This is a genomic window from Nocardia sp. JW2, from assembly GCF_051843015.1.
GTDB lineage: Bacteria > Actinomycetota > Actinomycetes > Mycobacteriales > Mycobacteriaceae > Nocardia > Nocardia coubleae.
The window spans coordinates 17,323-39,031 of the sequence record NZ_JBPXLK010000038.1 but is presented as its reverse complement, the minus strand read 5'-3'; the positions used below and the strand labels follow the sequence as shown (position 1 = coordinate 39,031).

The following is a 21,709-nucleotide window of genomic DNA, read 5'->3' as shown; positions in this document are numbered from 1 at the left end:
CCAATAAAAATATTGGCACTGACATTCATCGACACACTATTGAGTTCTCAAAGAACACACGCACAAACATCCACCCGCAACTTGTCGTAGGGGCTTCAGCAAGGCAACTGTTCCAACCTAGCGCAGAGAACCATCCGAAGCAAATCCGGGGTTCTGGCCACTTGGCTGCCAGGCGCTCATCGTCCTACCTCGTGTCCCCGCCATCTCGTGGCCGGGTCGGTGTCCGTGTCGCTCTGACTCGAACTAAGTTACGCAGCCCCGACGACGAAGTCAAATCGCCTGGTCGACCGGGCGTGCCGTGCGCGGGGCGATCGCCCCGCAACTTGTCAGCCCTACACAAGTCCCGCCGTTCAGGCAAGCATCTCACCGGGAGACATGTCGGTCTCGCGTGGACACGGACCACCGGCCGATATACAGTTTTCCGACAATCAGCAATCGCTGAGCAAATATCGTGTGGGAGAGGGGCCGTGGTGACCGACGATCTCGACTCGGTCGAACGTCGTGCGTGGGGCGCTGTGGTCACCCTCGCGATGCGGGTCCCCAGCGTGCTCGACTCCCGGCTGCAACGCGAGTTCGGGTTGACGCACTTCGAATACCGGGTGCTGGCTCTGCTCCAGGATTCACCGGGCCACCGGATGCGGCTGAGCATGCTCGCCGCGCGTGGGCACGGTTCCATTTCGCGGGTGTCCCACGTGGTTTCCAAGCTCGAGCGGGTGGGGTTCGTCCGGCGGGTGGCCGCGACAACGGGTCGAGGGGTCGATGCCGCGCTCACGCCGAGCGGTCTCGCCAAGGTCGTCGAGGCGACGCCGGACTACCTCGTGGCGGTCCGCAGATTGGTGCTCGACGGGCTCGACGAAGCGCAGAAGGCCGAGCTCGCGGTGCTCGCCGAGAAGCTGTCGCATCACCTGATCGGCATGCTCGGCGACTCCCCTGTCGGTGAGACCTCGGGCTGACACGACAACGCCGCCCGGCGAACAGCCGGGCGGCGTCGGGTATCGATCTCAGACGGCGCGCGGGTGCCAGGTCGCGATCGCCCAGATCACGACCACGTCCAGCACGATGATGATGATCGACCACCACGGGTAGTACGGCAGCCACAGGAAGTTCGCCACGATGGACAGCGCGGCGATCAGCATGGCCGCTACCCGGCCCCACGTCTGGCCCGCGATCAGGCCGATCGCGACGATCACCACGATCGCGCCGAGGACGATGTGCCACCAACCCCAGCTGGTGAGGTCGAACTGGTAGGCGTACTCGGGCCCGACGACGATCAGATCGTCGTTGGCCACGGCGGAGATTCCCTGGAAGATCTGCAGCACACCGACGACCGCCAGCAGGATCCCGGCGGCGATGGAGGTGCCTGCCGCGATTCCGTCGCGGACTTCGTGTTGGTTCCTGTTGGTCATCACTCGGCCTTTCCGTCGATCAACGGACATGCCACTTCGGCATAGGCCAACGGTAGGAACCAGGTCCCCGGTTCACCTCACCCGTTGTGGGTGAATTCGCGGACCCGGTGCACCGGGCGAAGGGTCTTACCGAGGTCGGTGCGCAGGGTGAGCAAGGCGTCGAGCAGGTAGTTCTGCCTGACCCGCCACGGATGACGGTCACCTTGCCTGGGGAACGCGGCGATCGAACGCAGGATGTAGCCGGCGTTCAGGTCGAGCAAAGGATGCTGTTTCAGGTTGCGGCCCGGTTCGGGGACCACCGCGGGGGCGCCGGTGCGATCGAGATGGGTGAGCACCTTGCAGACCAGGCGGGAGGTGAGGTCGGCGCGCAGCGTCCAGGAGGCGTTGGTGTAGCCGACGCAGATCGCGAAATTCGGTAGCCCGGTGAGCATGGCGCCCTGCCAGACGAATTGATCGGCGAGGTCGACCTGCTTGCCGTCGACCGAGGGGGCGATGCCGCCGAAGGCGAGCAACCGCAGGCCGGTGGCGGTGACGATGATGTCGGCGGGCAGCGTCTGGCCCGAGGCGAGGCGGACCCCCTCGGGGACGAAGCTGTCGATGTGGTCGGTGACCACCGAGGCCTTGCCCTTCTTCAGCGCTTTGAAGAAGTCGGCGTCCGGGGCCGCGCACAGGCGCTGGTCCCACGGGTCGTAGTCGGGGGTGAAGTGGCGGGCGACGAGGTTCTCGTCTTTGAGGATGCGGGTGGCCAGACCGGTGAGGAGTTTGCGCGCGGCGGCAGGGCGACGACGGCAGTACTGATAGAAACCGATGTTGAACAGGATGTTCTTGGTGCGGATCACGCGGTGCGCCAGGCCGGCGGGCAGCAGGCCGCGGATCTTGTCGGCCTGTTTGTCGCGGCCGGGAACCGGGCTGATCCAGGTGGGGCTGCGCTGCAGCATGGTGACGTGCGCGGCCTCGGCGGCCAGGTTGGGGACGAGGGTGACCGCGGTGGCGCCGCTGCCGATGACCACCACCCGCTTGTCGCGCACGTCGAGATCGGCGGGCCAGAACTGTGGGTGCACGATCGTGCCCGCGAACTCGGCACGGCCGGGGAACTGCGGGTCGTGCGGCTGCTGGTAGTCGTAATAGCCGGCGCAGGCGTAGAGGAAAGAGCAGGTCAGCGTGCTGAGCTCGGGTCCGTCTGGACCCTCGTGCGCGATGGTCAGCTGCCAGCGGGCCCGCGCCGACGACCAGTCGGCACCGATAACCCGTGACCCGAAACGGATGTGGCGGTCGATGCCGTTCTCCACGGCCGTCTCGCGGATGTAGTCGAGGATGGCGGAACCGTCGGCGATGGAACGCGCGGCCCGCCACGGCTTGAACGGGTAACCGAGGGTGAACATGTCCGAATCGGACCGGATTCCGGGATAGCGGAACAGGTCCCAGGTACCACCGAGATCGGCGCGGGCCTCGAGAACGGCGTAGCTGCGGTGCGGATGCTCGGTCTGCAGCCGGTAGGCGGCCCCGATGCCGGACAGTCCGGCGCCGACGATGACGACGTCGAGGTGTTCGGGGCTTACGGCGGTGTCGGTCATGGGCACCAGTGTGCCTGCTCACGGGCGGTGGGAGAAGACGCTGATTTCGCCTATCGTCGGTGCGGTGTCGATCTTTCGACGTGCGGGATGGTTGCTCGTCGGCGCACTCGTCACCGTGCTCGCTGCCGCTGTCGCCGGGCTACCGGTGTTCGTGTACCCGCAAGTGGACCCTTTGCGACCGGCCGACGTGATCGTGGTCCTCGGCGGAACGCCCTACGAACGATTCGACGTCGGCATCGAATTGGCCGAGCGCGGGTACGCGCCCGAGGTGCTGATCTCGCAGTCCACCGGTGCCGACGATCCGCTGATGGACAAGTACTGCGGGGGCCGATTCGCCTTCCGGGTGGCCTGTTTCGTACCCGACCCCTGGACCACCGACGGTGAGGCGCGCGAAATAGTCAGGCGCGCAACGATTTACGGCTGGCGTCACATCATCGTCGTCACGTTCACGCCGCATGTTTCGCGGGCGCGCTACATCGTCGGCCGGTGTTTCGAGGGCGAGATCACCATGGTCGCCAGCCCGACGCAGACGGGGCTCGGGTTCTGGAGCTGGATGTATGTGCGCCAATCCGCCGGGTACGTCCGGGCTTTCGTGAACCAGCACTGCGAACAGGACGCCTGAGGGTCAGCGGGTCGGCCCGAGATCGAGGCGCCGGGTGACGCGGTCGACGACGTCGGCGGGCATGCCCGGGTCGCGGCGGGCGGCCAGCGCCTCACGCCTGCCCGCCTCGACCACGGCGGCGCGGACCGCACCGAATTGCGCGACCGATTTGCGTTCCTTGTCCATGGCGGCCTTGGCGTCGGCGTCGGCGGCCTCCGGGTCGGCTTTGGCGGAGAGGCGGCGCAGCCTGGCCTTGATGTCCTCGTAGACGTCGTCGGGTAGGTCGTCGCGGGCGGCGATCATCTTCAGCTCGGCGAGTTCGGCGCCGACCACGCGCTCCCAGAGCTGCCGTTCGAGGGCCCGCTCCTGACGGGTGTCGGCGTGCACGCCGGTCAGGCGGACGACCAGTGGCAGGGTCGGGCCCTGCACGAGCAGGGTGAACAGGACGACCGAGAACGCGGCGAACAGAATCTCCGAGCGGGCGGGGAACTCGGCGCCGGAATCGATGGTGAACGGAACCGCGAGGGCGAGCGCGACCGTCGCGACCCCGCGCATCCCCGCCCACCAGGTGACGATCACCTCCTGCCAGGTGAACGCGTCGTCCACATCGCGCCAGCGGTGGGTCACGGTCCACATGCCCATCAGCCAGACCAGCCGCAGCAGCACGACCACGGCGATCACCGCGACGCTCACCCCGGCCAAGGTGCGCCAGTTGTGGCCGGAGGTCTCGATGACCACCCGCAGTTCCAGCCCGATCAGCGCGAACGCGAAACCGGTGATGAGCATTTCGACGACGTCCCAGCACGAGTCGGCGATCAGCCGGTAGTCGCGGTCGCCGATCTCGGTCACCGCGTCGGTGAGGTACAGCGCGCACACCAGCACCGCGAGGACCGCCGAACCTTCGAAGTGTTCGGCGATGCCGTATGCGGCGAACGGCAGCAGCAGGCTCAGCGCCACCTGGGAGGTGGCGTCGTTCAGGTAGCGGGTGAGTTTGCTCCCGAGCCAGCCGAGCAGCAGGCCGACCAGCACGCCGGCGATCGCGGCGAGCGCGAAATCGCCGAGGGCATGCCACGGCGAGAACACGCCGGTGACGACCGCCTGGATACCGACCGTGTAGATGACGATCGCCGTGACGTCGTTGAACAGGCCCTCGCCACCGAGGGTGACGATCAGGCGCCGGGGCAATCCGAGCCGGCCCGCCATCGACATCGCCGCGACCGGGTCGGGCGGGGCGACCAGCGCGCCGAGCACCACTCCCGCCGCCACCGCGACCGCCGGATTCCAGGCGTGGAAGACGACCGCGACCGCGAGGGCGGTGACGATGACGAGTCCGACCGCGCGCAGGGCGATGACCTGCCACTGTTCGGCGAACTGACGCCAGGACGTGCGGCGGGCGGCGGCGTAGAGCAGGGGTGGCAGGACCAGCGGGAGGATGAGATCGGGCGGGATGTTCAGGCTCGGCACCGCCGGGATCAGGGCGAGCAGGCAGCCGAACACCGTCATCAGGATCGAGGGTGCGAGTCCGAAGCGATCGCCGAGCGCTTCGGCCAGCACGGCGGCGAGCAGGATCACCAGAATCAGCACCAACTGGTCCATAACTGACCAGTGTCGGGGACCGCGGGCCGCGGACGCGGCAGACCCGCCGCCGCTCGCGCAGGTCAGCCGAGAGTCGCCGCTGCCGGTGGAAGCAGGATCGGGGGCAGGGGGAACGGGAGCTGGATGGCCGGTGGTGGGGGTGGTGGCGGAGGTGCGGGCTCGGGGACCGGGATGGGCTCGGGCGCCGGGACCGGCTCAGGAGGCGGAGGTGGGTCGTAGACCGGCGGTTCGTAAGCCGGGGGCGGCGGCTCGTAGGGAGCCTCGACCGGGGGTGGCGGCGGTGGGAGTTCCACCGGGACCGGTTCCGGCGGTGGAGGCGGTGGCAGCGCGGGCGTCGTGGGGGCCGGAGTGTCCGGGGCGCCTGCGGTGCAGCGCCAGTTGCCGTCGTCGTCGACCTGCCAGCGGGCGACGATGCCGCCCGCCGAGCAATTGCCGCCCACGCGCCTGGCAGGCCACGGCGGGTTCGGGTCCGTGTCGCTGACCTGCTGACCGTCGACCGACAGACCGTTCGACCCCATCGGATCGACCTCGGAGTTGTCGTCGTCGCCCTGATTCGCGCGCAGCACCAAACCGACGGCGACCACCAGGGCGAGCAGTGCGGCGAGCACCGCCGCTATCGCGATCGTCCGGGTACTGCTGGCGGGCTCCTCCTCGGGGCCCTCGCTGCTGCCTGCCATCGCACCGCCTTCGCCGCGGACTTGGACTCCCTCGTTCAGGGAGGCTACCGCAGAGTTGCTCGAAGGCCGACGGAGTTCGGGCCACTGTCACTGTGCAGGGACGATACCTATACACAGCGGTTGCCGAAAATTTACTTGATCGCGACCCTTACCTTCACCGAATCGGCGTCGGTGTTGTGCAGCGCCTGGGAGACGAGTGCGCTCAGATCCAGCTGCGGGCCGGTGGCGGTGACCGCCTCGGTGAGGGGACGCAGCGCGGGCAGCAGGGCCGACAGCTCGGGACCGATCTCGTTCAGCTTCGCGACCAACTCGTTCAGGACGGGGACGAGCCCACCCTCGCGCAGGTACATCTCGGGGTCGCCCTCGGTGGCGCGGCCGACGGATTCGACGAACTGGTCGATCACCTGACTCAGGCGGACGAACGCGGGCGCGGCGGCGGAGGTCGCCGGACCGGCCCAGGCGATGTCACCGGAAACGTATTCGAAGTTGTTCTGCAGTTCGGCGATGGCGGGTGCGCGGCTCATGATGGCCGCCGCGAGCAGGTCACCGGCGCGGGCGAGTTCGGGGATCACGTTCTCGGTGCCGGTCATGGCGGTGCCGAGCGTGCCGACCAGCGAGTCGACCACCGTCGGGTCGAGTTGTTCGACGGTCTTGGTGACCAGGCGCGCCACCTCGGGAATCGACATCGGGGTTCGCACGTTCTCCCCCGCCAGCCGCTGCCCGTCGGTCAGGTACGGCCCATCGGTGCTCGGCGGCACGAACTGCACGTACGGCTCACCGAGGGAGGACAGGTGCTCGATGGTGACGATGCTGCTCATCGGCACCTTGTGGTCGGCACCTACGCGGAAACCCACGCGCACTCCCCCGCGCGCGTCGGTGTCGACGGCGGTGACCTCGCCGATCTCGATGCCGGTCAGCAGGATCGGCGATCCGACGCTGAGGCCGCCCGAGTCCGCGACCTCGAGGGAGGCCTCGGTGTAGTCGGCGAGCGGGTCGACGCGCACCACCCCGAAGGTCAGATAGGTCGCGCCGAGCACGGTGATGGCGGCGATGCCGCTGAGCGAGGCGAGTGCTCCGATCTTCATCGCACCATTCCGATCATCCGCAGGGCCGTCACGATCTGGTCCAGCTGCTCCTGTTCGGAGACCTGCACTCCGGTGACGTTCACCTTCGGGCCGCGCTCGGCGAAGGGAATGATCTTGTCGCGCAACAGGTCGGTGAGCAGGGCCATGTTGGTCGGATTCCGCAGGTCGGGCGAGGCGCCGATCAGCAGCGGCAGGAAGGCGGTCGCGGCCGCGTCACCCGAATTCGCCAGCGGCGCGAGCCAACCCATGGAGTGCGCGAGCGGGCCGAGGGCATTGAAGATCACCATCGTCTTGGCGATGGAGTCCTGGGTGCCCGACAGCGCCCGCACCGCCTCGGGGGTGAGGATGTCGGTGAGTTCGCCTTCGATGTTGTGCATGACCTCGGCGTTGGCGGCGAGGCCGTTGACCAGCAGGTCCACCTGGTCGAGGTTGGCGGCCAGGTCGGCGGCGTCGGCACCCATCACCGCCGAGATGCGGGCGGTCTCACGCGGATCCTGCGGCATCACCGAGTTCACCCGGGCGATCATGTCCTGCAGCTGACCGATCGCGCCGCCCTGCACGAACAGCGCCATGGTCGCCATCGTGTCTTCCAGCTGCACAGGGGGTTTGGTTCGCTCGATGGGGATGGTTCCGCCGTCACGCAGCAGCTGACCGAAGCCGTCCTTGGGCGTGGTCAGGGCGACGTGGATATCGCCGAGAATGGTGTCCTGGCGCAGTTCGGCGATGGTCGATGCGGGCAGCGAGACCGACTCGAGGATGTCGGCCTCGACGACGACGTAACCACCGCGACCGGCGGGCGCGTCGGCGGGCTGGACGACGCGCACGTCGGTGACGGTGCCGATCTCGGCGCCGTTGGCGATCACCTTCGACTTCGACGGCAGGTTCAGCGCGCTGGCGAACTCGATGTGGACGCGGTAGGTGTCACCGCTGACCGACGATCCAGGGACCGGCACATCGGCCGGATCGAAACCGCAGCCGCCGACGGCGAGACCGGCGGCTACAACCAGCGCGATCATGGTGCGCCGCAGACTCTTTCGCGACCTGATCATCGGGCACCTGCCATTCCGAGCACGACTTGCACGAGGTTCACATCGGTCAATCCCTGTGCGGGATCAGGGCATTGGCCCGGCAGCACCGCGTTGAGGGCGGCGCACACCTGGTCGGCCTCACCCGTGGGCAGGGCGACCTTCGGCGGGGCGTAGGTGATTGCGGTGCCACCTGCCGCGCTCTGGAAGGCGGAGGTGAGCGCGGGCAGTTTCAGCACCACATCGCGCAGCGAACCGACGTTGGCGCGCAACATCTTCACCAGCGGGACGGCGCCGTCGAGGGTGCCGATGAGCGGGTCGCCGAGGATGGTGGTGAGGTCGTTGAGCATCGGCAGCAGTTCGCCGAGCCCGTCGAACAGCGAGGTGGCCGGGCCGAGCAGGTCGTCGGAGGCCATGTTCAGCAGCGGCGCGAGCCGGGTGAGCATGGACTGCAGGTCACCCCAGTTCGCGGCGACGCGGTTGGACACCGACGCGAAGGCGTCGAAAAGGCCTGCGAGATGGCCGATGTCGGCGTCCGGCTTGTTCATCGCCGAACCCAGTTTGGTGATGAGCTCGTTGACGGTCGGGCCGGTGCCCTGCGTGGCACGATCCAGCGCGCCGAGGCCGTCGACCAGGGCGGTCGGCTGACCCGAGTTGGTGCCCGAGAGCTGTTCGGACAGGCTCGCCAGGGCGGTGAGCGTTTCGGTGATGCTCTTGGGCGTCAGCGTTTTGGTGATGCAGCCGCCCTCGAACTTGCGGGTGTCCTTGCCGCTGGCCAGGACGGCCAGATTGCGGTCCGCCGCGACGGAATACGCGACCGTCGTCGCCGAAGCATCGGCGTAGACCGGGTATTCGGCGTCGACCTCGAAATCGACGCGCACCTTCGGGCCTTCGTTGCGGACCGAGGTCACCTCACCGACGGAGATACCGCGCATGGTGATGTGGTTGCCCGGGTACAGGCCGACCGCGTCGGGCATGAGCGCGCAATAGGACTCGGTCTTCTTCAACGGATCGAAGGCGATGAAGTAGCCGCCGGTGACGAGCGCGACCAGCACCGCGACACCGGCGATCGACATGAACGCCTGGGATCCGAGGAGCTTTTTCAGCATCAGCACGCCTTCCCCGGCAGCGGCACGCACACCCGTGCGTCCGACTGGTCGACGACCACGCCGGCCTCGGGCGTCACCAGCTGCGACAACTTGGTTTGCAATTCGTGCACCGTCGCGATCACCGGCTCGAACCGGCCGGTGAGTTCCTGGAGCCGGGGTAGTGCGTCGGCCAGCGCCTGTGCCTGCGGTTTCAGGGTCGACTCCCAGCCCGGGGCCAGGGTGGCGAGACGGTTCACCACCGACACGAGCAGCCGGACCGCCTCAGCCGCCTCGGCCTGCTTGCTCAGCAGCACGTCCTCGAGCAGGTTGACGTTGTTCATCAGCCTGCCGAGATCGGACTTGGCGCCGTCGTACATGGAGATGTACTCGTCGAGGATCGCGATGGACTTCGACACCTGCGAACGCTGGCGGTCGAGCATGTCGACGTACTTGCCGACCGTGTCCAAGGTGGTGCGCAGCGCCTCCGGCGAATTCTGCAACGCGGTATTGGCAGCCGCGAGATTCTCGCGCACTGTCGCGCCGTCGACCGCGGCCAGCGGTGCCGTGGCGTCCTGGAAGGTTTCGATCAGGCTGTACGGCAAGCGGATTCGGTCGGAAGGAATCGCCTCATCGCCCAGCGGCTCCGAACCGGCGGGGTACAGCGCGACGTAGTGGCCGCCGACGACGGTGAGCATGCGGACGTCGAGAGAGGTCTGGTCGCCGACGAACACGTCGTTGTTCACGGTGAACCGCATGACGACCTTGTCCGGCTTCAGCTCCAGCGAGGTGACGCTGCCGACCGAGATTCCGGCCAGGCGCACGTCGTCACCCTCGCGCACCGACTGGGCTTCGGTGAGCTCGGCGGTGTAGGTGTTCTTGCCCAGCGGCACCACGTACACCACGCCCGCGGCGATGATGAACAGCACCACGGCGGTCAGGCCGATGATGCCCATCCGCAGCTCACGGGCGCGTTTGCCCGCTTCGTCGAGGATCGGGCGATCACCGGAGAAGAATTTCAGCGGTTGCATACGGTGACCTTCTGTCCGGCGATCAGCACCTGCAGCGGCGCGGGCACCTCGGCGGCGCCGTTGCTGCAGTGCGGTGTGAAGTCGGTGAAACCGCGCGAGAGCGAGGAGTCGACCGTGGCCAGCAGACCGGGCAGGCGGCCGAAAACCTCCACGGCCTCCTGCGGATTCGGGAACAGGGCACGGATCATCGCGTCGACATCGGCGCCACCACCTTCGACCAAGCCGAGCGAGGCGAGCAACCGGTCGACCGGCGCGAGCACCGAGGGCGCACTCATCGCGAAGTCGGCGACACCGCCGATATTGCGCTGCATCGCCTCGAAGATGTCGGTGAGCCGGGCCAGCAGCGGCAGCAGGTGACCGACCCGGCCGCCGTGCCGGTCGGCCAGATCCGACAGGTTGCGGATGAGCGTGGAGATCACCTGCTGGCGGTTCTCGGCGTAGGACGCGAGTTCGTCGATGGCGGTGAGCGCGGGGCCGAGGCCGCTGCCGTCGCCCTCGATCACCGCGAGCATGCTCGCGGTGAACTGGTTGATCGCCTCGGGCGACAGCGTCGCGAGGACCGGCTTCAGACCGCTGAACAGACTGGTCACGTCGAAGGACGGCACGGTCATGTGCGCGCCGATGCGGGCGCCCGCGGCGATGCGGGTGCCGGGGTTGGGCGCCTGCTGCAGGTCGACATAGCGCTGGCCGGTGAGGTTCTGGTAGCGGATGGCCAGCTTGGAGTTGTCGTAGATCGGCGTATCGGTCTTGACCGTCAGGCGCACCTTGGCCTTGTCGCCCTCGAGCGAGATCTTCTCGACCTTGCCCACCTGCACACCGAACATGCGCACGTCGTTGCCGACCTTGAGGCCGTTGGCATCGGTGAACAGCACGTCGTGGGCGTTGGTGTCACCGGAGACGGGACGTTTGATGAGCGTGAAGACCAGACCGAGCACGGCGACCATCACCAGCGTGAACACGCCGAGGCGCAGTGCGACACCGCGAATCTTCATCACGCACCGCCCTTTCCGAACAGCGGGACCGCGATGGCGGGCACACCGCTGAGCTCGACATCGAGGTTGAGCACGGGCCCGTCCGGGCCGTCGGGCATGGCGCCGCGCAGGTTCCGCAGCAGCGCGGTGAGTTCGGCGCCGGTGTGGCGCGAATTCGGCGACATCTGCGCCAGCGCGAGCAGCATGGGCGCGAGCATGTCGGTCGACTCGGCGAGGTGGCCGCCCGCGGTGCTCAAGGTGGTGGTCAGGGCGGGCAGCAGGCTGCCGCCGATCACGCCGACTCCGATGTCGTAGCGATCCTTGTCGGTCTGGGTCACCTTGATCTCGCTGAGCTGGTCGATCACCTGCATGGTCGCGCCGGCGAACTGGCCGCCGCCGTCGAAGGCGGGGCCGAGCTTGCCGAACAGTTCCGAAGGCGCGACGTCCTGGTTGTCGGCAATGGTCTTGGCCACCGTGATGAGCGCCTGGACCAGCGGGGTGAAGGCCTTGAAGTCGGCGGCGAGCTGGGAGATCACCGTCGCCATCTGCGGGCTCGTCACGGTCATGCCGACCTGCGAGAGACTGCGCAGGATCGCGCTCATGGTCGCGTCGTAGACCCGGGCGTTGTTCGGGCCGGTCAGGTCGAGGACCGCGCCTGCCCGCAGCGGTGCCCCGCCGGGGCCGCGCCGCAGTTCGATCTCGGCGATGCCGAACAGGTTGGTCGGCGCGTAGTCGATGGCGAGGCTGTCGTCGATGCCGTGCAGGCGGTTCTCGTCTAGCAGCAGCGCGATCTGCTGGGTGCCGCGCTCGCCGGGGGTCACCTCGGCGACCTCACCGACGGTGACGCCGTCGACGCGGACCTGACTGCCGGACTCGATGCCGTCACCGAGGTGCTCGGTGCGCAGCGCGATCCGCAGCCCCTCCTCGGAGCGAACGTTGGAGTACGTGACGTAGCCGAGCGCGACCACCGCGATCACCGCGAGGATGACGACACCGGTCAGGCGCGAGGTGCGCCGATTCGCCGCGACGCCGGGCATTCCGTAATTCGGCACTAGCTCACCCCGTAAAACTGATCGCCGAGTTGAAGCCCCACAGCATGATCGACAGCACCATGTCGATGGCGACGATGGCCACCGAACTGGCCCGCACCGCGCGACCCGAGGCGATGCCGACGCCCTCGGGTCCGCCGGTGGCGAAGAACCCGAAGTAGCTGTGCACCAGGATCACTACCGTGCCGAACACGGCGACCTTGATGACCGCGGCGATCATGTCGAAGCCGGAGATGAACTGGAAGAAGTAGTGGTCGTACACGCCCGCCGACTGCCCGTAGACCATGGTGAGCAGGCCGCGGCAGGCGCCGTAGGACAGGATCAGCGCGATCAGGAAGGTCGGCACGATCGCGATGGCGCCGGCGATCACGCGGGTGGTGACCACGAAGGGCACCGAGCGCAGGCCGAGCGCCTCGATCGCGTCGATCTCCTCGGAGATACGCATCGAGCCGATCTCGGCGGTGATCCGGCAGCCCGCCTGGGCGGCGAATCCGATGGCGGCCGCGATGGGGGCCAGCTCACGGGTGGTTGCGTAGGCGGAGATGACGCCGGTGACCGGGCCCATACCGAGCATGTCCAGCGAAGCGAAGGACTCGACGCCGACCGAGGCGCCCATCACCAGCCCGAGCACGATCATCATCGGCACGGTCCCGCCGCCGACGATGATCGAGCCGCGACCCCAGGTCATATCGGTGACCGCGCGCAGCGTCTCGTCGCGGTAGCGGCGCAGCGTGAGCGGCACCGAGGACAGCACTTGCCAGACGAACACCGCGACGAACCCGAGCGATTCACCCGCGCCGACGATCCGTCTGCCCAGGCGCGCGGGGGTGCGCAGCCAGTGCAGCGAGGTGGGGAGATAGGAGGAGGCAGCCATCACGCCAACTTCGTCGGCAGGAACATGGCGCTGATCTGGGTGGCCAGCAGGTTCACGATGGCGATCGAGACCACCGAGAGCACCACCGCCGCGTTCACCGCGTCGGCCACACCGCGCGGGCCGCCCTTGGCCTCGAGGCCGCGCTGGCACGAGATGACGACGACGAGGAACCCGAAGATCAGGGCTTTGAGCAGCGACACCCACACATCACCTGCGGTCGCGAAGGAACCGAAGGTGGACCAGTAGCTGCCGGGCGTCACGCCCTGACCGCCGACGGCCACCGCGTACCCGGCGAGCACGCCGACGAAGATGATCAGCACGTTGAGCATCGGGGCGACGATCAGCATCGCCATCATGCGCGGGATCACCAGGCGGTGCACCGGGCTGATGCCCATGGTGTTGAGCGCGTCGATCTCCTCGCGGATGGTCCTGGCGCCCAGGTCGGCCGCGATGGCCGCCGCGCCCGCGCCACCGAGCAAGAAGCCGGTGGCGATGGGCGCGCCCTGCTTGATGACGCCGAGGCCGCCGGTGGCACCCAGCATGGAGTCGGCGCCGAGGCTGTGGATGAGGTTGCCCACCTGCACCGAGACGATCACGCCGAACGGGATCGCCATGAGCACAGCCGGGATGGCGGTGACGGTGATGAGGCGCCAGGCCTGCACGAGGGTCTCGCGCCATTGGAACTGGCGGCGGGCCACGTCGGCGACGGTGCCGGTGACCGACTCCTGCGCGAGGTCGACCGCACGCCCGAAGGTCCGCAGCGACGACACCACCGTGGCGGTGAAGTTCTCGCGGACGATCTGGGTAGCGGAATCCGTCTTCGCGGAATGCAGATCGGTCGACATCAGAAATGCCTCCGGCCCGCTTGCGAAGCGCGGGGCAGGGTGAAATTCATACCGCACTCTCTGGCTTCGGCGTCGGTGCCAACTCCAGCAAGCTAACCGGTACTCTGCGTCACAACAAAATTTCGGGTGGGTGACCCTCGTCGCTTTTCCGCTGTTTCGATGACAGGATCACGCGGGTTGTGATCCGCGACACCGCACCTACGGGCTTGCGGCGAGGAACACGAAAGCCGCGAACAACGCCAGGTGCACACCGCCCTGCAGCAAGGTGGCCCGACCTGGCACAACGGTCAGCGTGCCGACCACGAAGGTCAGCGCGAGCAGCACCATCTGGGTCGCGCCGAGGCCGAGGACCAGCGGTCCGCTCAGCCAGATCGTCGCGATCGCGATCACCGGAATCGTGAGCCCGATGCTGGCCATCGCCGAACCCAGCGCGAGGTTCAGACCGATCTGCACTTGGTTGCGCCGCGCGGAGTTGACCGCCGCCAGCGTCTCGGGCAGCAACACGAGCATCGCGATCACCACACCGACCGCGGCCTGGGGCAGCCCCGCCGAGGCGATACCCGACTCCAGCGCGGGCGAGACCACCTTCGCCAGGCCGACCACACAGACCAGGGCGAGCACGAGCATCCCCAGGCTGATCAGGGCGATCCGGTTCGACGGCAGCTCCGCGTGCATCCCCTCGTCTTCGTCGATCGCGCCGCTGGCCTCCACCGGGAGGAAATCGTCAGGGTGACGCACGGTCTGCACCATCACGAACAGCCCGTAGAGCGCCAGCGAGGCGACCGCGGCGAAGGCGAGCTGGGCGGGCGAGAACTCCGGGCCAGGTTTGCTCGTGGTGAAGGTCGGCAGCACCAGACTCAGCGTGGCCAAGGTGGCCACGGTCGCCAGAGCCGCGCCCGTGCCCTCCGGATTGAACACCGCTATCCGGCGCCGCAGCGCACCGACCAGCAGCACGAGACCGAAGATGCCGTTGCAGGTGATCATCACCGCCGCGAAGACCGTGTCGCGTGCCAGCGACGCCGCCTTGTCACCACCGGAGATCATCATGGTGACGATCAGGGCCACCTCGATCACGGTGACCGCCACCGCCAGGATCAGCGCACCGTACGGTTCGCCGACCCGATGGGCCACCACCTCGGCGTGATAAACCGCCGAGAGCACCGCCCCCACCAGCACGGCACTGACCACCGCCACCACCACGCCCGGTATGTCGCGCCCCCACGTGACGGCGAGTACGAGCGCGGCGAGAATCGGTACGAAGAGGGTCCATCTGGTCGTCAATGCGGCGATCATGATCTCCATCGTTCCAGGTGTCCGGCACCACCGGCCGGATGCGCGGCCGCGAACATGCGCCGATGCATTCACAGTCGCGCTGCGATGGGGAACAATTCAGCGCGTGCGGACCCAGTTCACCCTCGAGCTCTTGGCGCTGTCCAACGAGCTCACCCACATGTCGCGGCTGGCCCATGACGCGACCGAGCGGATCACCGAGGCGCTGGCGGGCGCCGACTTGGCGGCCACCTACGAGGTTTTCGCGCTCGACGAGCAGCTACAGCAGATGTTCGCCGCCTGCGAGTCACGCACCATGGCACTACTCGCCCTGCAGGCACCCGTCGCCCGCGACCTGCGCCACGTGGTCACCGCCATCCAGGTGGCCGGTGAACTCTCGCGCATCGGGCGGCGCACGGAAGCCGCGGGACAGTACGTGTATCGCGCTCACCCCGACGCCGTCGCACCGGCGCCGGTGATCCAGGCGCTGGTGGCGATGGGCGGGCTGGCCGCCGAATGCGTTGCCCGGGTCAGCGATTCGGTCGCCACGGGCCGATTCGTCGAGGACGACGGTTCGGACGCGGCCGCCATGGACGACCTGTTCAAACAGCTGAACTCCGTACTCACCGCAGCCGAAGCCGGTATCGATACCGCGGCCGCCATCGATCTGGCCCTGCTGGGCAGCCAGTTCCAGCGGTGCGTGGATCACGCCGCCCGCATCGCGCGGCTGATCCGCTTCCTGGACACCGGAATTCCCACCGAATCCGGTTCGCTACCCGACTGAGCGGGTACGTGATAGGCGAACGCTATTGAGCTGCAATCCGTTTGCCCTGGCCTGTGCCGAATGTCATAGGCGACAATGACCGACGGACCGGTATTCGCCCCGTAGGTTGTGCCGGTTCGCAGTTCGACGAAGGCACAGGTGGTACGGGCATGAAGTGGTCCTCGATCAGCGGCTCACCGGTCGGGCGCGCAGTGCTCGCACTGGCCGCCGCGATGGTTGTCGCGCTGGTGGTGACAGTCGCGAATTCGCTGCTGGACAAGGTGAATCCGACCGCGCCCGGCCCCGGCTCCGCGGGCGCGGCCACGGTGTCGGGCAAGGAGATCGGCGATCTGGTCGCCACCCTCGTCGTCGCCAAGGAAGGCCCGATGACGGGCTACACCCGCGAGAAGTTCCCGCACTGGGACACCAACAAGCCCGAACACGGCTTCACCGGCGACCTCGCCACGTACACCAAGTGCACCAGCCGCGACGTGATGATGCTGCGCGACGCCACCGGCAAGGTCACCCTCGACCCCAAAACCTGTGAACTGACAGTGCCTTCGGGGGCCGGCTGGCAGGACCGCTACGGCTTCATCGACAAGAAGACCGGGCAGCTCGGCCCCTACAAGTTCATCACCGACCCGTCGAAGGTCGACGCCGAACACATCGTCGCCCTCGCCGAAGCCTGGCGTTCCGGTGCCGCCGACCGCGACGAGGACACCCGCCGCCGCATCGCCAACGACGCGATGAACCTGGTCGCCGCCGACCCGTCGGCCAACCGGTCCAAGGGCGACCAGGACCCCGCGAACTACCTGCCGCCCGGCAACTTCCGGTGTGCCTATATCGAGCACTACGTGAAGGTCAAGATAAAGTACGCACTGACCGTTGATACCGCCGAGCACACCGCGTTGCGCACCGCAGTCGACGACTGCCTCCGCCGAGGAGAGTTCAAATAAGCGAGCCCATCGAGATCACCGCCGAATGCGCCGTCATGACCGAAGAGGAAGGGACGGTGTCGGGCGAGCTCGACGTCATGCTCGACGACGCGGGTAAAGGCCTGGTCCGCTACCGCGGCACCGACACCTGGTACACCATCGGCAATATCGAGGCCGAACCGCCGCGCACCTGGGAGTGCGTCGCCGACCTCGTGAAAGCGATCAAGAAGGTGGCGGGCACCCGCGACGTGGCCGGGAACGCGGTGGTCTTCGAGGCCTGAGCGTCCGGCTGGCAATCTGGTAGTCATGCCCATCGACTACCACTCCCCCCGGGTCGCCTGGTCCGGGCTCGGCCACCGGATACCGCTCGCGGCCGCGCTCATCGCCACCGCCCTCGCCCTGTTCGGACTGCTCACCTGGGTGGTCGTCGGCAATATGGACGGCACACCGTGGGATGTGCGGGTGCTCGACTGGATGATCGCGCATCGCGGCGAACCGCTGACCACAGTGGCGCGGGTGATCACCGATCTCGGCGGCACCGTGGCGATGACGATTCTGGCCCTCGTCACGGTGATCTGGTTGCTAGCCCGGCGCGATCTGCCGGTGGCCGCGCTGGTCGGTGTCACCTCGCTCGGCGCGGGCGCGTTGGTGTGGGGCATCAAGCGGATCGTCGACCGGCATCGTCCGCCGATGGAGTCACGGCTGGTCACCGAGCTGAGTCTGTCGTATCCGTCGGGACATTCGCTCGGGTCGGCGGCGGTGGTCGGGGTGGTGGCGATCGCGCTCGTCCCGCGCCTGCGCCGGGTCTGGGTGCGCCGCACCGCGATCGGTGTGGCGGTGGTCTTCCCGATCGCGGTCGGGCTGTCGCGGGTGTATCTCGGGGTGCACTGGATCACCGATGTGCTGGCGGGCTGGATCGTCGGTCTGCTCTGGCTGACACTGAGCGTCACCCTGTTCACCCGCCTGCACGCGCGCGGCACGACCCGCCCCTAGCCGGCGCGTGCCGCACATCTGGCAAGGAGTTCGCTGATGACGGTGGAACCCAGCGTCGCGTTGATCGTGCTGTGCGTGGCCATGGTGGTCGCGGCGGCACTGGTGTACCGGTTCACCGGAATCGGGTCGCCGTTCGTGGTGCCGAAGGCCGCGTTCCGTGCGGTGCTGCAACTGGGTCTGATCGCGTTGATTCTCGCGGCCGCGCTTCGGCATCTGTGGTCGGCCGCGCTCGTGCTGCTTGTCATGTTCGGTGCGGCCGTGTTCACCGCCGTCCGGCGGGCGCAGGCGGGCCGCTCCGGGATCTGGCTCGGCTTCGCCGTCGCGACCGGGATCGCGGCGGTGATGCCGGCGACCCTGCTCAGCGGCGCGGTGCCGATCCACGGCGTCACGCTGGTGTCGATCGGCGGCATCCTGCTGGGCGGCACCATGACCTCCACCTCGCTGGCGGCCCGGCGCGGGCTCGATGCCATCGGCCAACGCTGGGGTGAGGTGGAGGCGGCCCTGAGTCTGGGATTCACCGATCGCCCGGCCCGCAAGATGGTGCTCACGGGCGCGGCGACCGACGCGCTCATCCCCGGTGTCGACCAGGCCCGCACGGTCGGGTTGGTCACCCTGCCCGGCGCGTTCATCGGTGTGCTGCTCACCAGTGGGTCCGCCGCGCAGGCTGGTGCGGTGCAGGTGCTCGTGCTGATCGGGTTGATGCTGTCGGAGGCATGCGCGGTGGCGGTGACGCTCGAATTGGTCGCGCGCGCCTTAGTCCGCCGGCCGCGCCCCTGATCCGGCATTCATCGTGATCCCTCGATGAACTGGTGGTCGGTCACGATGCGGCCGTCGGCATCGAGGGCGAGCAGATCGAAGCCGCCGCCCTGGGCGGTGCCGTCGTCGCGGCGGTTCATCGTCCACGCGACGCCGACGGTGCCCGCGGGCAGTTCCACGGCAGGTCCGGCTGGGGCGAACACGGATTCGCCGTCGACCAGGAACATTTCGTAGGCGCGGCTGACCCGGCGGTCGAGTGCGTCGTAGCCGTGCACCGCGAGCGGCGGCGCCGGGATCGCGAGATCGGCTGCGGCCGTTCGCACCTCCGCCGGCGGGTCGACAAGGTACTGCGCACCGTCGACCGCGAACAGCTCCTCGACCATTTTGCGGCGGTTGGTGGGATCGGCTTCGTTCCAGAGGGCCCACGTAGCGGGTGGCGATGTCGTTGTTGCTCAGCCGAGACGAGTCAGCGCTACCTGAGCTTCCTCGAACAGGGCAGGTCCCAGCCGGGTCGAACGATGGTGGTGCGGCTGGCCGAATCCCTCGAGCTGACGCTGCGTGATCGCAACAACCTGCTCCTGGCCGCCGGTTTCGCCCCGGTGTTTCCCGAAAGCGATCTGGCCGCCCCGGAGTTGGCGGCGGTACGGGAGGCGCTCACCGCTGTGCTCGACGGGCACCTGCCGTATCCGGCGCTGGTCGCCCGTCCGCGCGGTGAACTGGTCACGGCCAATACCGCGTTCGACCTGTTCACCGAGGGTGTGGCCGACCACTTGCTGCGTGCGCCGATGAACGTGCTCCGGCTGGCGCTGCACCCCGACGGTGTGGCGCCACGGGTGCGCAACCTGCCCGAATGGGGCAGGCACATCATCGACTCACTGCGCAGCCGAGCCGCCCACACCCCCGACCCCGCCGTCGACGCGCTCATCGAGGAACTGTCGGGGTATCTGCCGAGCGTCGCTGTGGGACCCGATCACGTCGGCTTCGCCGTCCCCTTGCATCTGCGCACCGACGACGGTGACCTTCGCCTGATCACCACTCTCACCTCGTTCGCCACCGCGACCGATGTCACCCTCGCCGAGCTCCATCTTGAAGCCTTCCTGCCCGCAGACGAGGAGTCCGCCCGCATCCTGCGTCTGCGAGCATCACGGCGATGAAGCCACAGCGCCGCGCACGGATCAGGAAGCGGCCGAGGCGATTTCGCGCTGCACCGGCTCATCCCAGTCGATGCGGTAGCGACGTTCGGCGCCCATCGTCTTCTCCGGGTTCATCACCGTCCGCACCATGAGCGGCATGACCGCGTTCATCACCTTGCGGGCGGCCGGACCCGGCGTCTTGCTGCGATTGACCTTCGCGGCCCGGGCCGTGATGCCTTCCACCCGCGTCCGCCGCAACCGTTCATAGGCGGCGAAAGCGGCTGTGGGCGAGTCGATATCGCGGAGACAGCGGGCCAGTTGCACGGCACTCTCGATGGCCAGCGACGCGCCCTGACCGGAACTGTTCGACGGCGCGTGCACCGAATCACCGACCAGGACCAGCCGATCGCGATACCAGTGCGGCACCGGCGGCATGATGTGCAGCGCACCGGTGATCTCGAGGGTGTCGGCCGTTGTGCGGCGGGCGAATTCACCGCCCGGTGTGTCGGGCGCGTAGGTGTCGCGCAGGATCCGCAGCCAGTGCTCGGGTGATTTCGCCCTCGCCTCGGTGAACGAAAGGTACTGTTTACTCGGCAGATTCGCGCCCCATGCGATCTGGCCGTCGGCCCCTTTCCAGTACAGGTAGTAGGCCTTGGCACCGAAGGCGAACACCATGGTGTCGTCGGGAACGTCGATGTCGAAGTCGACCTGAGCCCCGAACCCGAGCATGCCGGTGTAGTGCGGACCGGGTGCGGACGGATCGATCAAACCCCGGACGGTGGAACGGATTCCGTCGGCGCCGACGAGGATATCGGCGGTCGCGCTCGACCCGTCGGCGAAGTGCGCGGTGACGCCGTCGTCGTGTTCGTCGACACCGATCAGGCGTTTGTCGTAGGTGAACGGCACCCCGGCGGCGACGGCATGGTCGTGCAGTGTGCGGTGCAGCTCGCCGCGGTCGACCAGCTGCAAGGGCGGTTGATCCGACAGCGTCGGAAGCTCGTGCATGCGGCCACCGACGCGCAGGCGCATCCCGGACACGGGTGAGGCGATGCGGCGCACCGGGTCACCGGCGCCGAGGATGTCGAGGGCGGCGATGCCGTTGGGTGCCAGCGCCAGCCCGGAGCCGATGCCCTCGGACGGGCCGGAATAGGCCTCGTAGACGTGGGCGTCGATGCCCGCTTTGCGCAGGGCGGTCGCGGCGACGGGTCCGGCGATGCCACCGCCGATGATCAGGGCGGAACGAATGGACATGGGTGATCTCCAGATCGGGATTTCCGACGTCACCCAGCTATCCTGTGGTTGCCAGCCTCGAGGCCGGGTGCGCCTGGTTTCGGGACGGTTCTCCGGGCTCGGTGGGGTGTTGCCGCACGCCACCGGGCTCGGGGTCTTCACGTGCTGAGTTAGTTCTCGCTCCTCTCCGCCGGGGCTCTTTCGGCAGGCATGCCGTCGGCATGCCACTGCCGCCATTGGTCGAGCGCGTCGAACGTGCCTGCCACCAGCTCCTCGCGCAGGGCGCGCGCCCAGCGTGCCTCGGCTTCCAGCATCGCCAGGCCGTATTCGGTCTCCACGAGGAACAGGCGTGGCAGGGTGAGCGCGCCGAGGTCGCTCTTGACGCGGGCGATGGTTTCCTCGAGCCTGGCGACGCGGGTGCCGAGCAGGTCGATCACCTCATCGGGCGGCAGGATCGCCAGGATCGATAGGCCTGCGGTGAACCGGTGGTGTTCGGGTTCTGGTTCGGCGAGGAGTTCGCGTGTCCAGTCGGCCATTTCGGCGCGGCCGGCGTCGGTGATCCGGTAGATCACCCGCTCGGGCCGCGCCCCCTCCTTCTCGCTGCCGACGACTTCGAGGAAACCGGCCTTGGCCATGTTCTGCACAACCGTGTACAGCGAACCCCACTTGATGTCCATGTCACGGTCTTTGCCCTGCGCGCGCAGGGTCGCGGCGATCTCGTAGCGGTGCATCGGGCGCTGCACGATGACCGAGAGCACGGCCAGGGCCAGCAGATTGTTCACCTTGCGCTTCGTCGCCACGCCCGCCTCCT

The 21,709-nt window shown here is 68.0% G+C and carries 24 protein-coding genes; 8 read left to right on the top strand and 16 right to left on the bottom strand.

Annotated features, from left to right (window positions below; translation table 11 throughout):
* Nucleotides 1-470 precede the first annotated feature (470 nt).
* The gene (locus ACSVDM_RS29510) at nt 471-953 is read left to right on the top strand and encodes a MarR family winged helix-turn-helix transcriptional regulator (protein ID WP_439268993.1); all 483 of its coding nucleotides are present in this window, start codon (nt 471-473) and stop codon (nt 951-953) included.
* A gap of 48 nt (nt 954-1,001) precedes the next feature.
* Here ACSVDM_RS29510 and ACSVDM_RS29505 read toward each other — a convergent pair whose 3' ends face one another.
* Both ACSVDM_RS29505 and ACSVDM_RS29500 read right to left on the bottom strand, forming a co-directional pair.
* Entirely contained in the window at nt 1,002-1,406 is a 405-nt protein-coding gene (locus ACSVDM_RS29505; protein WP_067644895.1) for a DUF7144 family membrane protein, read from the bottom strand.
* A gap of 77 nt (nt 1,407-1,483) precedes the next feature.
* Nucleotides 1,484-2,980: a flavin-containing monooxygenase gene (locus ACSVDM_RS29500; protein ID WP_439268992.1), complete on the bottom strand. Its 1,497-nt coding sequence runs from the start codon at nt 2,978-2,980 to the stop codon at nt 1,484-1,486.
* Between the two features lie 64 nt (nt 2,981-3,044).
* Here ACSVDM_RS29500 and ACSVDM_RS29495 point away from each other — a divergent pair, with 64 nt between their 5' ends.
* A complete protein-coding gene (locus ACSVDM_RS29495) occupies nt 3,045-3,602 on the top strand; it encodes a YdcF family protein (protein WP_084457591.1) in 558 nt (185 codons plus the stop codon).
* A 3-nt stretch (nt 3,603-3,605) separates the two neighbouring features.
* Here ACSVDM_RS29495 and ACSVDM_RS29490 read toward each other — a convergent pair whose 3' ends face one another.
* The 11 genes from ACSVDM_RS29490 to ACSVDM_RS29440 all read right to left on the bottom strand — a co-directional run bounded on the left by ACSVDM_RS29490 (nt 3,606) and on the right by ACSVDM_RS29440 (nt 15,112).
* Nucleotides 3,606-5,177 carry a Na+/H+ antiporter gene (locus ACSVDM_RS29490; protein ID WP_439268991.1) on the bottom strand — a complete coding sequence of 524 codons (1,572 nt, stop codon included), beginning with the start codon at nt 5,175-5,177 and terminating at the stop codon, nt 3,606-3,608.
* Nucleotides 5,178-5,239: 62 nt separating this feature from the next.
* Nucleotides 5,240-5,854, bottom strand: coding sequence for a hypothetical protein (locus tag ACSVDM_RS29485; RefSeq protein WP_439268990.1), 615 nt, complete (start codon nt 5,852-5,854; stop codon nt 5,240-5,242).
* Nucleotides 5,855-5,985: 131 nt separating this feature from the next.
* Entirely contained in the window at nt 5,986-6,939 is a 954-nt protein-coding gene (locus tag ACSVDM_RS29480) for an MlaD family protein (protein ID WP_067498359.1), read from the bottom strand.
* Nucleotides 6,936-7,988, bottom strand: a complete 1,053-nt coding sequence (locus tag ACSVDM_RS29475) for an MlaD family protein (RefSeq protein WP_439268989.1) — start codon at nt 7,986-7,988, stop codon at nt 6,936-6,938. Before ACSVDM_RS29475 ends, ACSVDM_RS29480 begins: the two co-directional genes overlap by 4 nt.
* Complete coding sequence (locus tag ACSVDM_RS29470) at nt 7,985-9,073, bottom strand: MlaD family protein (protein ID WP_356987490.1); 1,089 nt, start codon at nt 9,071-9,073, stop codon at nt 7,985-7,987. Before ACSVDM_RS29470 ends, ACSVDM_RS29475 begins: the two co-directional genes overlap by 4 nt.
* A complete protein-coding gene (locus tag ACSVDM_RS29465) occupies nt 9,073-10,080 on the bottom strand; it encodes an MlaD family protein (RefSeq protein ID WP_439268988.1) in 1,008 nt (335 codons plus the stop codon). The genes ACSVDM_RS29470 and ACSVDM_RS29465 overlap by 1 nt, the downstream gene beginning before the upstream one ends.
* Nucleotides 10,068-11,072 carry an MlaD family protein gene (locus tag ACSVDM_RS29460; RefSeq protein ID WP_067644918.1) on the bottom strand — a complete coding sequence of 335 codons (1,005 nt, stop codon included), beginning with the start codon at nt 11,070-11,072 and terminating at the stop codon, nt 10,068-10,070. Before ACSVDM_RS29460 ends, ACSVDM_RS29465 begins: the two co-directional genes overlap by 13 nt.
* Nucleotides 11,072-12,103 carry an MlaD family protein gene (locus ACSVDM_RS29455; protein WP_439268987.1) on the bottom strand — a complete coding sequence of 344 codons (1,032 nt, stop codon included), beginning with the start codon at nt 12,101-12,103 and terminating at the stop codon, nt 11,072-11,074. The genes ACSVDM_RS29460 and ACSVDM_RS29455 overlap by 1 nt, the downstream gene beginning before the upstream one ends.
* A 4-nt stretch (nt 12,104-12,107) precedes the next feature.
* Nucleotides 12,108-12,974 (bottom strand): MlaE family ABC transporter permease, encoded by an 867-nt coding sequence (locus ACSVDM_RS29450; RefSeq protein WP_067498346.1) that lies wholly within the window; start codon nt 12,972-12,974, stop codon nt 12,108-12,110.
* The gene (locus ACSVDM_RS29445; RefSeq protein ID WP_067498343.1) at nt 12,974-13,819 is read right to left on the bottom strand and encodes an MlaE family ABC transporter permease; all 846 of its coding nucleotides are present in this window, start codon (nt 13,817-13,819) and stop codon (nt 12,974-12,976) included. Before ACSVDM_RS29445 ends, ACSVDM_RS29450 begins: the two co-directional genes overlap by 1 nt.
* Before the next feature lie 198 nt (nt 13,820-14,017).
* Nucleotides 14,018-15,112 carry a calcium:proton antiporter gene (locus ACSVDM_RS29440; protein WP_208115428.1) on the bottom strand — a complete coding sequence of 365 codons (1,095 nt, stop codon included), beginning with the start codon at nt 15,110-15,112 and terminating at the stop codon, nt 14,018-14,020.
* A gap of 103 nt (nt 15,113-15,215) precedes the next feature.
* Here ACSVDM_RS29440 and ACSVDM_RS29435 point away from each other — a divergent pair, with 103 nt between their 5' ends.
* The 5 genes from ACSVDM_RS29435 (at nt 15,216) to ACSVDM_RS29415 (ending at nt 18,556) form a co-directional block, all read left to right on the top strand.
* A complete protein-coding gene (locus ACSVDM_RS29435) occupies nt 15,216-15,872 on the top strand; it encodes a phosphate signaling complex PhoU family protein (RefSeq protein WP_439268986.1) in 657 nt (218 codons plus the stop codon).
* 149 nt (nt 15,873-16,021) lie between these two features.
* Entirely contained in the window at nt 16,022-16,807 is a 786-nt protein-coding gene (locus tag ACSVDM_RS29430) for an HNH endonuclease family protein (protein ID WP_067498334.1), read from the top strand.
* Between the two features lie 35 nt (nt 16,808-16,842).
* Nucleotides 16,843-17,067, top strand: coding sequence for a hypothetical protein (locus tag ACSVDM_RS29425; protein ID WP_084457587.1), 225 nt, complete (start codon nt 16,843-16,845; stop codon nt 17,065-17,067).
* 25 nt (nt 17,068-17,092) lie between these two features.
* Nucleotides 17,093-17,779: a phosphatase PAP2 family protein gene (locus tag ACSVDM_RS29420; RefSeq protein WP_439268985.1), complete on the top strand. Its 687-nt coding sequence runs from the start codon at nt 17,093-17,095 to the stop codon at nt 17,777-17,779.
* A gap of 36 nt (nt 17,780-17,815) precedes the next feature.
* Nucleotides 17,816-18,556: an ABC transporter permease gene (locus tag ACSVDM_RS29415; protein WP_439268984.1), complete on the top strand. Its 741-nt coding sequence runs from the start codon at nt 17,816-17,818 to the stop codon at nt 18,554-18,556.
* An 8-nt stretch (nt 18,557-18,564) separates the two neighbouring features.
* On the opposite strand, the gene ACSVDM_RS29410 is transcribed toward ACSVDM_RS29415, so the two are convergent.
* Nucleotides 18,565-18,918, bottom strand: coding sequence for a hypothetical protein (locus tag ACSVDM_RS29410; RefSeq protein ID WP_439268983.1), 354 nt, complete (start codon nt 18,916-18,918; stop codon nt 18,565-18,567).
* Between the two features lie 135 nt (nt 18,919-19,053).
* Between ACSVDM_RS29410 and ACSVDM_RS29405 the strand changes: the two genes are divergently transcribed.
* Complete coding sequence (locus ACSVDM_RS29405) at nt 19,054-19,689, top strand: MmyB family transcriptional regulator (RefSeq protein ID WP_439268982.1); 636 nt, start codon at nt 19,054-19,056, stop codon at nt 19,687-19,689.
* A 21-nt stretch (nt 19,690-19,710) separates the two neighbouring features.
* Here the strand turns inward: ACSVDM_RS29405 and ACSVDM_RS29400 are convergent, their stop codons facing one another.
* Both ACSVDM_RS29400 and ACSVDM_RS29395 read right to left on the bottom strand, forming a co-directional pair.
* A complete protein-coding gene (locus tag ACSVDM_RS29400; RefSeq protein ID WP_439268981.1) occupies nt 19,711-20,919 on the bottom strand; it encodes an FAD-dependent monooxygenase in 1,209 nt (402 codons plus the stop codon).
* Nucleotides 20,920-21,068: 149 nt separating this feature from the next.
* Nucleotides 21,069-21,698: a PadR family transcriptional regulator gene (locus tag ACSVDM_RS29395; protein WP_439268980.1), complete on the bottom strand. Its 630-nt coding sequence runs from the start codon at nt 21,696-21,698 to the stop codon at nt 21,069-21,071.
* Nucleotides 21,699-21,709: the final 11 nt, after the last annotated feature.

Coding starts and splice junctions, on each gene's coding strand:
- ACSVDM_RS29505 (WP_067644895.1), bottom strand. CDS start 1,406: ATGACCAACAGGAACCAACACGAAGTCCGCGACGGAATCGCGGCAGGC.
- ACSVDM_RS29500 (WP_439268992.1), bottom strand. CDS start 2,980: ATGACCGACACCGCCGTAAGCCCCGAACACCTCGACGTCGTCATCGTC.
- ACSVDM_RS29490 (WP_439268991.1), bottom strand. CDS start 5,177: ATGGACCAGTTGGTGCTGATTCTGGTGATCCTGCTCGCCGCCGTGCTG.
- ACSVDM_RS29485 (WP_439268990.1), bottom strand. CDS start 5,854: ATGGCAGGCAGCAGCGAGGGCCCCGAGGAGGAGCCCGCCAGCAGTACC.
- ACSVDM_RS29480 (WP_067498359.1), bottom strand. CDS start 6,939: ATGAAGATCGGAGCACTCGCCTCGCTCAGCGGCATCGCCGCCATCACC.
- ACSVDM_RS29475 (WP_439268989.1), bottom strand. CDS start 7,988: ATGATCAGGTCGCGAAAGAGTCTGCGGCGCACCATGATCGCGCTGGTT.
- ACSVDM_RS29470 (WP_356987490.1), bottom strand. CDS start 9,073: ATGCTGAAAAAGCTCCTCGGATCCCAGGCGTTCATGTCGATCGCCGGT.
- ACSVDM_RS29465 (WP_439268988.1), bottom strand. CDS start 10,080: ATGCAACCGCTGAAATTCTTCTCCGGTGATCGCCCGATCCTCGACGAA.
- ACSVDM_RS29460 (WP_067644918.1), bottom strand. CDS start 11,072: ATGAAGATTCGCGGTGTCGCACTGCGCCTCGGCGTGTTCACGCTGGTG.
- ACSVDM_RS29450 (WP_067498346.1), bottom strand. CDS start 12,974: ATGGCTGCCTCCTCCTATCTCCCCACCTCGCTGCACTGGCTGCGCACC.
- ACSVDM_RS29445 (WP_067498343.1), bottom strand. CDS start 13,819: ATGTCGACCGATCTGCATTCCGCGAAGACGGATTCCGCTACCCAGATC.
- ACSVDM_RS29440 (WP_208115428.1), bottom strand. CDS start 15,112: ATGATCGCCGCATTGACGACCAGATGGACCCTCTTCGTACCGATTCTC.
- ACSVDM_RS29430 (WP_067498334.1), top strand. CDS start 16,022: ATGAAGTGGTCCTCGATCAGCGGCTCACCGGTCGGGCGCGCAGTGCTC.
- ACSVDM_RS29425 (WP_084457587.1), top strand. CDS start 16,843: ATGACCGAAGAGGAAGGGACGGTGTCGGGCGAGCTCGACGTCATGCTC.
- ACSVDM_RS29420 (WP_439268985.1), top strand. CDS start 17,093: ATGCCCATCGACTACCACTCCCCCCGGGTCGCCTGGTCCGGGCTCGGC.
- ACSVDM_RS29415 (WP_439268984.1), top strand. CDS start 17,816: ATGACGGTGGAACCCAGCGTCGCGTTGATCGTGCTGTGCGTGGCCATG.
- ACSVDM_RS29410 (WP_439268983.1), bottom strand. CDS start 18,918: ATGGTCGAGGAGCTGTTCGCGGTCGACGGTGCGCAGTACCTTGTCGAC.
- ACSVDM_RS29405 (WP_439268982.1), top strand. CDS start 19,054: ATGGTGGTGCGGCTGGCCGAATCCCTCGAGCTGACGCTGCGTGATCGC.
- ACSVDM_RS29400 (WP_439268981.1), bottom strand. CDS start 20,919: ATGTCCATTCGTTCCGCCCTGATCATCGGCGGTGGCATCGCCGGACCC.